The sequence below is a fragment of the Sphingorhabdus sp. genome (genome assembly GCF_046292425.1).
Taxonomy (GTDB): domain Bacteria; phylum Pseudomonadota; class Alphaproteobacteria; order Sphingomonadales; family Sphingomonadaceae; genus Sphingorhabdus_B.
The window spans coordinates 1-10460 of the sequence record NZ_JBKBQV010000080.1; the positions used below are offsets into that span (position 1 = coordinate 1).

General features: G+C 55.9%; 12 protein-coding genes. 6 read left to right on the top strand and 6 right to left on the bottom strand.

The genetic code is table 11. From position 1 onward, the window contains the following. Positions 1 to 90: 90 nt before the first annotated feature. Complete coding sequence (gene gatC, locus ACK4S7_RS12610; protein ID WP_295492228.1) at positions 91 to 378, bottom strand: Asp-tRNA(Asn)/Glu-tRNA(Gln) amidotransferase subunit GatC; 288 nt, start codon at positions 376 to 378, stop codon at positions 91 to 93. A 127-nt stretch (positions 379 to 505) separates the two neighbouring features. On the opposite strand from gatC, the gene ACK4S7_RS12615 reads away from it, so the two are divergent. From ACK4S7_RS12615 to ACK4S7_RS12630, 4 genes are all read left to right on the top strand, one after another. After that, positions 506 to 1615 carry a DUF3089 domain-containing protein gene (locus ACK4S7_RS12615; RefSeq protein ID WP_409647450.1) on the top strand — a complete coding sequence of 370 codons (1110 nt, stop codon included), beginning with the start codon at positions 506 to 508 and terminating at the stop codon, positions 1613 to 1615. Further along, positions 1612 to 2073, top strand: coding sequence for a Holliday junction resolvase RuvX (ruvX, locus tag ACK4S7_RS12620; protein WP_409647478.1), 462 nt, complete (start codon positions 1612 to 1614; stop codon positions 2071 to 2073). Before ACK4S7_RS12615 ends, ruvX begins: the two co-directional genes overlap by 4 nt. Positions 2074 to 2150: 77 nt before the next feature. Then, complete coding sequence (locus ACK4S7_RS12625) at positions 2151 to 3146, top strand: aspartate carbamoyltransferase catalytic subunit (RefSeq protein ID WP_409647453.1); 996 nt, start codon at positions 2151 to 2153, stop codon at positions 3144 to 3146. Then, on the top strand, positions 3143 to 4360 hold the full coding sequence (locus ACK4S7_RS12630) for a dihydroorotase (RefSeq protein WP_409647456.1): 1218 nt from the start codon (positions 3143 to 3145) through the stop codon (positions 4358 to 4360). The genes ACK4S7_RS12625 and ACK4S7_RS12630 overlap by 4 nt, the downstream gene beginning before the upstream one ends. A gap of 35 nt (positions 4361 to 4395) precedes the next feature. Here ACK4S7_RS12630 and ACK4S7_RS12635 read toward each other — a convergent pair whose 3' ends face one another. From ACK4S7_RS12635 to ACK4S7_RS12645, 3 genes are read right to left on the bottom strand one after another with little or no spacing between them, the layout of a single operon-like run. Further along, the gene (locus tag ACK4S7_RS12635; protein ID WP_409647459.1) at positions 4396 to 5721 is read right to left on the bottom strand and encodes an SPOR domain-containing protein; all 1326 of its coding nucleotides are present in this window, start codon (positions 5719 to 5721) and stop codon (positions 4396 to 4398) included. Between the two features lie 31 nt (positions 5722 to 5752). Beyond that, positions 5753 to 6376 carry a hypothetical protein gene (locus ACK4S7_RS12640; RefSeq protein ID WP_409647461.1) on the bottom strand — a complete coding sequence of 208 codons (624 nt, stop codon included), beginning with the start codon at positions 6374 to 6376 and terminating at the stop codon, positions 5753 to 5755. Positions 6377 to 6394: 18 nt separating this feature from the next. Further along, on the bottom strand, positions 6395 to 7111 hold the full coding sequence (locus ACK4S7_RS12645; RefSeq protein ID WP_409647464.1) for an AAA family ATPase: 717 nt from the start codon (positions 7109 to 7111) through the stop codon (positions 6395 to 6397). Between the two features lie 255 nt (positions 7112 to 7366). Between ACK4S7_RS12645 and ACK4S7_RS12650 the strand changes: the two genes are divergently transcribed. Continuing rightward, the gene (locus ACK4S7_RS12650; RefSeq protein ID WP_409647467.1) at positions 7367 to 8323 is read left to right on the top strand and encodes an SPOR domain-containing protein; all 957 of its coding nucleotides are present in this window, start codon (positions 7367 to 7369) and stop codon (positions 8321 to 8323) included. Between the two features lie 11 nt (positions 8324 to 8334). Here ACK4S7_RS12650 and ACK4S7_RS12655 read toward each other — a convergent pair whose 3' ends face one another. Further along, positions 8335 to 8856, bottom strand: coding sequence for a hypothetical protein (locus tag ACK4S7_RS12655; protein WP_409647470.1), 522 nt, complete (start codon positions 8854 to 8856; stop codon positions 8335 to 8337). A 2-nt stretch (positions 8857 to 8858) separates the two neighbouring features. Next, positions 8859 to 9218: a phosphoribosyl-AMP cyclohydrolase gene (gene hisI, locus ACK4S7_RS12660; protein ID WP_409647472.1), complete on the bottom strand. Its 360-nt coding sequence runs from the start codon at positions 9216 to 9218 to the stop codon at positions 8859 to 8861. A gap of 128 nt (positions 9219 to 9346) precedes the next feature. Between hisI and purF the strand changes: the two genes are divergently transcribed. Next, a partial coding sequence (purF, locus tag ACK4S7_RS12665) for an amidophosphoribosyltransferase (protein ID WP_409647475.1) occupies positions 9347 to 10460 on the top strand: 1114 nt, incomplete at its 3' end.

Sequence of the window (10460 nt, forward strand, 5' to 3'; positions counted from 1 at the left end):
GCTGAACTCGTTTCAGCATCTTAATTTTTTCGACGCCAGTAAAGTAGGACCCTGAAACAAGTTCAGGGTGACATTTGAAGGAGAGGCACATCACTCAATCACCTTAGGCACGCCAAAAAAGCTGCCTTCCTTGGCTGGTGCATTGGCCAGCACCTTGTCGCGCACGTCGCCGTCAGTGACAACGTCGTCGCGCAGGCGCAGCTTGTTGGGAATGACAGCCGTCATCGGCTCAACGCCGGTGACGTCAACCTCCCCCAATTGCTCCACCCAGGCAAGAATGCCATTGAGCTCGCCGACCATCTTGTCAGCCTCAGCATCGCTAATCGCGATACGCGAAAGCCGTGCGATTTTGTTCACGGTATCTTTATCTACAGACATGAGCCAGCCGCTAGCATTGCGCCTGCCATGCTTCAACGGAAAAGCTTATTCTTTCAGCCCCTATTCAATTTTCCCATGCTATTTTCGTCTAATCTTGTAAATCGCATCAAAATCTCAGGACATAAACTTGGCTCGTAAATTTATATATCTTGTCGCGTCGCTCATCGTACTCGTTATTGTGGGTGGTTTCGTTATCCGCATTTACGAAAGCGAGCTGACGGCGCTTGCGTTCGTCCCGACCGCTGAGTTTAAAGAGCAGAAGGCATTTGCGCCGAGCAAGTACGCCAGTGACGAGATGTGGCTAACGCGCCCCGGCAGTGCTGCTAACCCTGCGAACTGGTTACCGACTGGCGCCGCAAAAGCCGACATTCCCGGGTCGGCAGCGATATTTTTCGTCCATCCCACATCTTATATCGGCAAGGATTACTGGAACGCGCCGCTGGACGACGCGGAATCACAAGAACGCGCGCGGCTGTTTCTGCGTGGCCTTGCATCACCTTTTGCGGATACCGGCGAAATGTGGGCTCCACGTTATCGTCAGGCAGCCATTGGCGCTTTTCTGACCACGAAGCCGGAGGGTCAGCAGGCACTTGATGCCGCGTACCAAGATGTACTTTTGGCATTCGACGAATTTGTTGCGAAAGTGCAGAAAGACCGTCCAATCATATTGGCTGGCCATAGCCAGGGCGCACTCCATTTGACGCATTTGTTGAAAGACCGTGTGGCGGGCAAGCCCATCGCGAAGCGGATAGTCGCCGCCTACGTGGTTGGCTGGCCAATATCTGTGACGACCGACTTGCCGGAAATGGGGTTGAAGGCCTGTGCCGGTCCAGACGACACGGGTTGCATCATGGCGTGGCAAAGCTTTGCTGACCCTGCGGAGTATGACCGGATCGTAAAGGTCTACAACGGAACGACTGGCTTTAACGGTCAGCCGCGCAAGGACACGGTAATGTTGTGCACCAACCCCCTTAACGGCGGCGCACAGCCGAGCGCATTAATGGAAGCCAATCTGGGAACATTGAAGCCCGATGCCAAGCTGGAGTCAGGCGAACTCATTGTGGGCGCGGTGCCCGCGCGCTGTGATGACAAAGGCTTTCTTTTGATCGGCGATCCCCCGGAAGTTGGGCCTTATGTCCTGCCCGGCAACAATTACCATGTATACGACTTTCCCTTATTCTGGGCAAATGTCCGCGCGGATGCGACATGGCGGCTTCAGAAATTTATGCAAAAATGATTTTTGACTCGGTTGCCGACTTCCGCGCCCTATTACCCGAGGGAGGCGTATTGATCGGGCTTGATATCGGCAGCAAGACTATCGGAACCGCTTTTTGTGACGCTGGCTGGACATTTGCCTCACCTGCTGACGTCATCAAGCGTAGCAAGTTTACCAAGGACAAATTCGAACTTAAGGCAGCTATCGCCACGCGACCTACACGCGGCATCGTCATTGGCTTGCCGCTCAACATGGATAGCAGCGAAAGTCCGCGCAGCCAGTCAAGTCGCGCCTTTGCAAAAAATATCGAGGATCTAGGCCTCCCCATTTTGCTGCGCGACGAACGCTGGTCTACACAAGCCGTCGAGCGAGACATGATTGCCGCCGACATGAGCCGCGCGAAAAGGGCAGAAAAAATCGACAGCGGCGCAGCGGCGTTTATATTGCAAGGCGCGATTGATGCGCTGACAAGCAGTTAGCGGCTCTCACGGCGCATCTGCTTTGACGGTAAAATCGATTGAGTCTTGCTACCAATCCCGTTAAGGGCATGCCTTTAATGACATGGACCCAACCCTTTGCCGCCGACAGCTTTCCACGCGGGTCGGATGCCTTTCCGCACAAGCATTTGCTTGGCATCGCCGGACTTCAGAAATGGGAAATTCTCTATATCCTGAAAGAAGCGCAACATTGGGTTGCGCTAAATCGTTCTGGTCCCGCAAAACATGACGGTCGCTTGTCCGGGCTCACAATCATCAACGCCTTTTTCGAAAATTCAACGCGGACATTATTGTCCTTCGAAATCGCAGGCAAACGGCTTGGTGCCGACGTTGTAAACATGCATGCCGCGCAATCGAGCGTGAAAAAAGGCGAGACACTCATTGATACTGCAATGACGCTAAATGCAATGCGTGCGGATGCAATTGTGATCCGCCATGGCAGCTCCGGCGCGGTGCAGTTGATTTCAAGCAAGGTCGATTGCCCCGTCCTGAACGCGGGCGATGGCAGCCACGAACACCCGACGCAGGCATTGCTTGATGCGCTGACCATCATGCGTCGCAAAGGCAAGATCGAGGGGCAGACCGTCGTCATTTGCGGGGATGTCCTGCACAGTCGCGTGGCACGTTCAAACCTGTTCTGCCTGAAATCGCTTGGTGCAGAGGTCCGTGTTGTCGCACCGCCAGCACTGATGCCACATGGTATAGAGGCATTTGGTGCCCTGCGCTTCAGCAATTTTGATGCTGCGCTAAACGGTGCAGACGTCATCATGATGCTTCGCCTGCAAAACGAACGGATGCAGGGCGATTTCATTCCCTCCCCGCGTGAATATTTCCATCTATATGGCCTCGACGAACGGCGGTTGGCTTTGGCAAAACCGGACGCACTGGTCATGCACCCCGGCCCCATGAACCGCGGGGTGGAAATTGCAAGCAGCGTCGCCGACCATGTTGAACGCTCGGCCATTACCGAACAAGTGGAAATGGGCGTAGCGGTGCGCATGGCCTGCCTTGACATATTGACCCGCAAAGCGCGCGGCCAGGAGGGTTGGGCATGACTGGCGTCAGCATATTAAATGGCCATGTCATTCTGCCCGGCGCAGACAAGGCAGAGTCCCTGCACCTCCATATCGAACACGGCAAAATAGCATCGGTAGGCAAGGCCGCGCCAATTGCGGATCAGGTTAATGCCAGCGGGTTGATCGTTGCGCCTGGAATTATCGATTTTGGCGTATTTCGTACCGACAAGCCCGCTTTCCGCTTCGGTGGCATCACCCGCGCCGCATTGATGCCGGACCAGTCGCCCGTGCATGACGATCCCGCGACTGTCCGCTTCGCTGCGTTAAAGGGAAAGCCTGATCTGTGGGTTCACCCCCTCGCCGCTGCGACTCAAGGCCTTGACGGGCTTCGCATGGCCGAAATCGCGCTGATGAAAGAGGCGGGCGCAGTTGGCGTTGCCACTGGCCGCAAATGGCTTCCCGACAGCGGGGTGATGCTGCGTATCATGCATTACTGCGCAGCGCTTAACTTGCCTGTCATCGTGCATTGCGAAGATTCGGGTATCGTTGGCCAATCTGTTGCGACCGCGGGGGAGACTGCGACTTTGCTTGGGCTTTCAAGCGCCCCAAGCGTGGCCGAAACGCTTGCGATCTCGCGGGACATTATGCTGGCGGAAGAAAGCGGCGCGCATGTTCATTTCCGCCAAGTCACTACTGCGCGGGGCCTTGATCTCATTCGCGCAGCAAAGGCCAAGGGCCTGCACGTAAGCTGCGGCATCACACCAGCGCATTTATTCCTGTCCGACAACGCAATTTCCGATTTCCGCACCTTTGCGCGACTTTCCCCGCCGTTGCGTTCCGAAAGCGATCGGCTTGCGTGCATCGCCGCAATCGCCGATGGCACCATTGACGTCATTGCATCAGGGCATGACCCCCGCGGGCCAGAGGACAAGCGCCTTCCGTTTTCCGAAAGCGCGCCGGGTATGGCAGGGGCAGAAACGCTGTTGGCGTTATCCCTGAATCTCGTTCGTGATAACGTCATCTCGACAGGACGCATGTTTGAACTACTGGCGTCAAACCCTGCCAAAATATTGGGTTTGAATGCAGGTCAGATTGCTGAAGGGCAAGAGGCAGACCTCATCCTGATTGATCCCGACGCGCCTTGGCAGGTTGACGGTGACCGAATGGCTGCACTTGCGGGCAACACGCCATTTGACCGATTGCCCGTTCAAGGCCGCGTTCGGCATATGCTAAAGGGCGGCAAGCTTATCTAAACCAGCCACCCTTTGCCGTATTCAAAGCAATTTTCTTAACGTGAGGCGATTTTCGATCTGCCAGTTTGTGCCAAGCGGACGGATTGCGTCGCACCAGTGGGGACGATAAAACATGCTCCGCCCTGTGCCTTGATTTGCTGGCATGTGCTCCGTGCCGTTGCGGCATTTCCAAAACCCGTAGCGGCAAGCCGCGTCAACTTCCGGCCGTTTACGGTGACAGTCGAGCTGGTCGATTCAAACCCGCGCAACGCACCAAACTTGGCCGAATACTTTGCCCACGCGGCTTTGGCGCTTGCAGCTGACGAAAATGCGCCCAGCTGCACGAGATGCGTTCTACCGGATGACGCCGCACCTGATGCAGGCACATCTGCAAGCGCGAGTTTTGCGGGCGCCACTGAAGCCCTGATGGGCGGCGCTTCACCCTTAGGTGATGGTTCTGCTGGCACTTGGGCAAGTTCAACTGTCGTTTCGGCGGCTGCAAAACCCGCGCTTGCTGACGACAATGGTGGCTCCACCGCAGCGAGTTCGGCAGCAGCAGGCGCTGGTGACAAAGATTCAAATGATGCGGTAGCAGGAGCAACATCCGCCATAGCAAATGCCACAGGAGCCGGGCTGTTCAACGCAAGTCGAACAGGTTGCCCAGTATCAGACATGTCGGGGCGCACCTTCAACAGACCCGCCACACGTAATGCATGTGCGCCCGGGCGTGCGAATTGCGCCCATTCGGCGATGCGCTGATTGACATTGTCTTGTGACATATCTTGCGACGCCATCACACGTGCTTCGCGCCAGCGTCCGTCAAGCGCATAGGCCAAAGCAAGGTTCTGCCGTGTCCGTGAAGATGCGCTGTCCGTCCGCACTGCGTCTGTCAGAATGATGATTGCATCGCCAGAACGTCCAGCCAAGGCAAGTGTCAGCCCATAATCGCTAACCGGAATGATCGAACGATGGGCATCGATCAACGATAACGCAGATTCTGTGTTCCCCTGCGCGATCCGGCTAAGCGCAAGGCTGATAACCGTGCGCGAATCGACCTGGCCCAGTTCCATCACGTCCAACAACGTCCGTTCGGCCGACACAAACCGCCCTTTCGCCATGTAGACGCGTGCCAACAAAGCCCGATAGTCGCGATTCTGTGGCTCTGCCTCAACGGCGAGTTCGGCAAATTGCAGCGCGCGGTCATTTTTGCTGATGACCAAAGCCTGCTCGGCCTTTCTCGCCCACTGGAACGCCTTCTCCGGGCTTGCCTTTTTGGCAAATTCTTTGCTTGTGCTGCCGGCCCCTGCGGCCGTTGCTGTCATTGCCGGCACCGCCACAAATGCGGTCGACAAGGCAAGCTTTACGACAAAATTGCTGTTCATGGCATCACCTCAAAAAGTCTAAATTCAGATATCAATGTCTTTTGCCCGGAACGTGGGACGCAAGTTGGCCGATTTCCGGCATTGATTCGAGAAACGCGTCCAATGCATCGGTGACAAGCTGCTGTGCGGACTGGTGACGGACGGCACATGCCAGCCGCAGCTTCAGATGCCGCTCGCTGTCGAGACGCAGCGTAAATGCCGCTTTGTCCTTCAATCCTGGCTTTGACCTTGCACGAGATCGCGGTGCATCGGTTTTACCGCGACGCGAAATCGGGCGCGTAACAGGCTCCGGCGTGACCGTCACAATGGTGAGCGCTTCAGTCACCAACTCCGGCTCCGTTGCAAAGCTGTCAAAGCCTGCTTCGATGTCATTGTTCGCCTCTATGGCTTTCGCCAGACGGTCTTGCTGATATTTGACCTCAGGGACAGCGGCCGCAAGCGGGTTAGCCCCATGAAAGTTATGGTCGTAATCCATTGGCGTCGTTGGATCGGGATCGACATCATATCCCATGTCGTTCCAGCCAAGGTCATCCTGAGTCATCGCGGCGCTGCCATCGCTATTCAACATCGATGGACGGCGCATGGCTGGACGTGCAAGCCCTTTGCGCGCCAGCAAGATACCTGAGAGGGATGCGATTGGTTTTGGTTCACCCATTTTCTTGCCCTCTCTTGTTTAACCAACGACCCGGCGACCGAAGCCACCCATGGGACGCGCGGCAGATACCTGCTGACTGGTTGCGGCGGGGGCACTGAAAACAGTACGGCGAAAATTCTTCTCTAGTCGGTCAGAGATATAAGACCAAAGCTGGATCACTTCTTGCGACGACCGGCCGTTGGGGTCGATTTCCATAACGGTGCGGCCATCAATCATCGATGCCGCAAAGTCGGTGCGGTGGTGAAGCGTAATTGGGGCAACAGTGCCATGTTGCGACAAGGCCACTGCAGCTTCCGAGGTTATCTTCGCTTTTGGGGTGGCAGCGTTCACGACAATGATGAGCGGCTTTCCGGCACGCTCGCATAGATCGACCGTTGCTCCCACTGCCCGCAAATCATGCGGGCTTGGCCTGGTCGGAACCACAATAAGCTCGGCCACCGAAATCACACTCTGGATGGCCATGGTGATGGCTGGCGGGGTATCGATGACCGCAAGTTTAAAACCTTGCTGCCGTAATATGGCCAAGTCAGCCGCTAACCGCGCCACGGTTGTCTGCGCGAATGCTGGAAGGTCCGCCTCACGCTCGTTCCACCAATCGGAAAGAGACCCTTGCGGATCGATATCGATAAGCACGACTGGACCTGCGCCCGCCAGTTGCGCCTGTACCGCCAAATGGCCGGACAGGGTCGTTTTACCCGAGCCGCCCTTCTGTGATGCCAATGCGAGAACCCGCACATCATTCCCCTTTGCAATTGTTACAAATGGGGGTGTGACAGAACAGGGCTAAAAATAGGTTAACGCTAACCGTAATAAGCTACACAGAGTTTGCAGGGCACCTGTGTAACTCCTTAAAAGCGAGAGGACGGATAACAGCGGCGCTCAGCCAGGTGGTTTGGTTAAGGTGTTAATCGCAAATGTTAACCAAATATCAGTTTTTTCAGGATAATTTAAATTTAGTTTCGGAAGTGCAGGAAAGTTGGAGTTGTTAATATGGCGGTGCGATCTGATCTGGGAATGCTTGCAGCAGCAGCTATCGCCCTCATGGCAGGAGCGTTGCCCGCACATGCGGACACGAAAGCTGGTGTAGATGCCTGGTCGCGGGGGGAGTATGAACTTGCAGTCAAGGAATGGCGCCAACCCGCTTTGGCAGGTGATGCCGACGCGCAATTCAACCTAGGGCAGGCATACAAGCTTGGTCGTGGCGTCAAAACAGACCTTGATGTTGCTCTCGATTGGTACCGCAAGGCGGCAGCGCAGGGCCATGTGCAGGCCGCAGATAGCTGTGGCCATTTGCTGCATTATCAAACAAAAATTTCCGAGGCATTGCCGTTCCTGATCGCGTCATCGGACCGGGGGGAGCCACGCGCGCAATATTTACTGGCGACCGAATTGTTCAACGGCATCAACATCGGCAAGGATTGGGTCCGTGCTTATGCATTGATGACTCGCGCTTCTTCGGCAGGAATGGCTTCAGCGTCGCGGAGTCTCGCGCAAATGGATCAGTATATTCCTATTGAGGAGCGGCAGGCAGGGGTTGTGCTGGCCGGCGAACTGGAACAGCGCGCCGACCGGGCACGCACGGCTCAAGTCTCAGCATTCCCGATCGATAGCAGCCGTATGCCGCAAAAAATTGCGCCAGTGACGCTACCGCCGTCATCGGCAGCGACCGAGGAACCGAACTCTGTGCCCGTCAAGCAGGAAACCCCCTCCGGCGGAGGATGGCGTATTCAACTTGGTGCGTTCAGCAATACCGCGAACGCCCAAAACCTATGGAAGAAGCTTGCTAAAAACGAAGCCGAACTGGCGGACATGGCTCCAATACTAAAAACAGACGGTGCGCTTACCCGCCTTCAAGCTGGTCCCTTCGCGACGCAAGCAAAAGCCAATGCAATGTGTTCAAAGCTTAAAGCGAGCGGGCAACAATGTATCGCTTTGTCTATGAACTAGATCCGGACAGATCAGGAGCACAGTCGCTCAATATCCCTGCCCAGCGTGTCGCGCGCAGCCGAATTACCGGGCTCAACCATGAAATAATGGGTGCCCGAAAAACTTGCCCGGTCAGAACAATATTGAGCGCAGCCGCTGTCGACTACCGCAGGGAAACGTAGCTCGAAACCGTCATAACGTGCGGTGAACTTGCAGTCCGCTTGCCCGTTCAGGATGATTTCGACCTTTTCGCCGTTTATTCTGGCAGACCCGGTTCCTTCGCATTTGCTTTCCGACCCACTGACGGAGAGAAAGCCGATATCGAAGCTGCCCGACGATTTTTTCACCGCGCACAGCTTATCCACGCCTATATCTCCACGGGTTTCATAGCGTCCGGCAAGGTCACTTTTCCTTGGGTCCGGGATAATGCCTGCCTCAATCGCCCTGGCGTCCAACGCTGCGCCAGCGCTTTCGCCACCACCAGGCAAGGACGGGAGACCGTCACCGCAACCCGTGAGAAGCCCGCATAATGCGCCGGACAGAAGCACAAACACCCTCAAACGGGCTCAAGCCCCGAATCGGTCACCCTGCGGTAAAAGCAGCTTCTGGCACCGGTATGGCAGGTCGGACCCTGAGGCCGCGCAATGATCCAGATTGCGTCCTGGTCGCAGTCGATGCGCATATCGACAATATGCAAAATATTGCCACTGCTCTCGCCCTTTTGCCATAGCCGCTGGCGACTGCGCGAGAAAAACACTGCGGTGCGGCTGGCCATACTTTTTGCAAGCGCCTCTGCGTTCATATGCCCCACCATCAATACCGCACCATCGGCCTCATCCGTCACAATGGCGGTCAGCAACCCATTGGCATCATATCTGGGATTGAGCGTAAATCCGCTCTCTTGTTCGTCGGTCATATCGCTTGCCTAACGCATGCAGAAATGGCCCGCCAACATTTTCTTTATGACAACCACGCGACAAGGGGGAGACAATCGGCACAGCCATGCCTATAGGCAACCCAGCGAAGCGCAGCGGGATTCGATATATGCTGACCACCGACCCTTTTGACGACGACAAACTTCGGGAGGAGTGCGGAATCTTCGGTGTCTATGACGCCGAGGGAGCTTCAGCCATGGTGGCGCTTGGTCTCCATGCTCTTCAACATCGTGGCCAGGAGGCCGCGGGTATCACCAGCTTTGACGATCATGATTTCCATACACATCGCGCCATGGGCCATGTGGCGGGCAATTTTGACCGTGAAGAAATTATTGGCGGTCTTGTTGGTCGCTGCGCAATCGGACATGTGCGGTACTCGACAACTGGCGAGACTTCGCTGCGCAATGTTCAGCCCTTATATGCTGATTTGGCCACTGGCGGTTTCGCCATTGCCCATAATGGAAACATCTCGAACGCGGTGACCGTGCGACGCGACCTTGTCCGTCGCGGGTCGATTTTCCAGTCCACTTCCGACACCGAAGTGATCATCCATTTGGTTGCAACCTCGGGGTACCGGACGTTGCTCGATCGCTTGATTGACGCTTTGAAGCGGGTCGAGGGCGCCTATTCGCTGCTTTGTCTGACTACAGAAGGCATGATTGCCTGCCGCGATCCCTTGGGCATCCGGCCTCTGGTAATGGGCAAGCTTGGCGATACCATCATTTTTGCTTCGGAAACCGTGGCGCTCGACATTGTCGGGGCGGAATATATCCGCTCTGTAGAGCCCGGCGAACTGGTCGTGGTGCGTGGCACCGAAATCCAGTCGCACAAGCCGTTCATTCCAGTTTCGCAGCGTCCGTGCATATTCGAACATGTGTATTTCTCGCGGCCGGACTCCATCGTTGAAGGTATCAGCGTCTATTCGGTCCGCAAGGCCATTGGCGCCGAGCTGGCGCGCGAGAACGGCGTCGACGTGGATTATGTAATACCGGTGCCCGACAGCGGCACTCCAGCGGCGATCGGCTATGCCGAGGCGGCCAAGATCCCATTCGAACTGGGTATCATTCGTTCGCATTATGTCGGACGCACCTTCATTCAGCCAGGCGACGGTGTTCGCCATCTCGGCGTAAAGTTGAAACATAACGCCAACCGCAATCTTGTTGCTGGCAAGAGAATTGTCCTAATCGATGATTCCATCGTGCGCGGCACAACCTCGCTAAAGA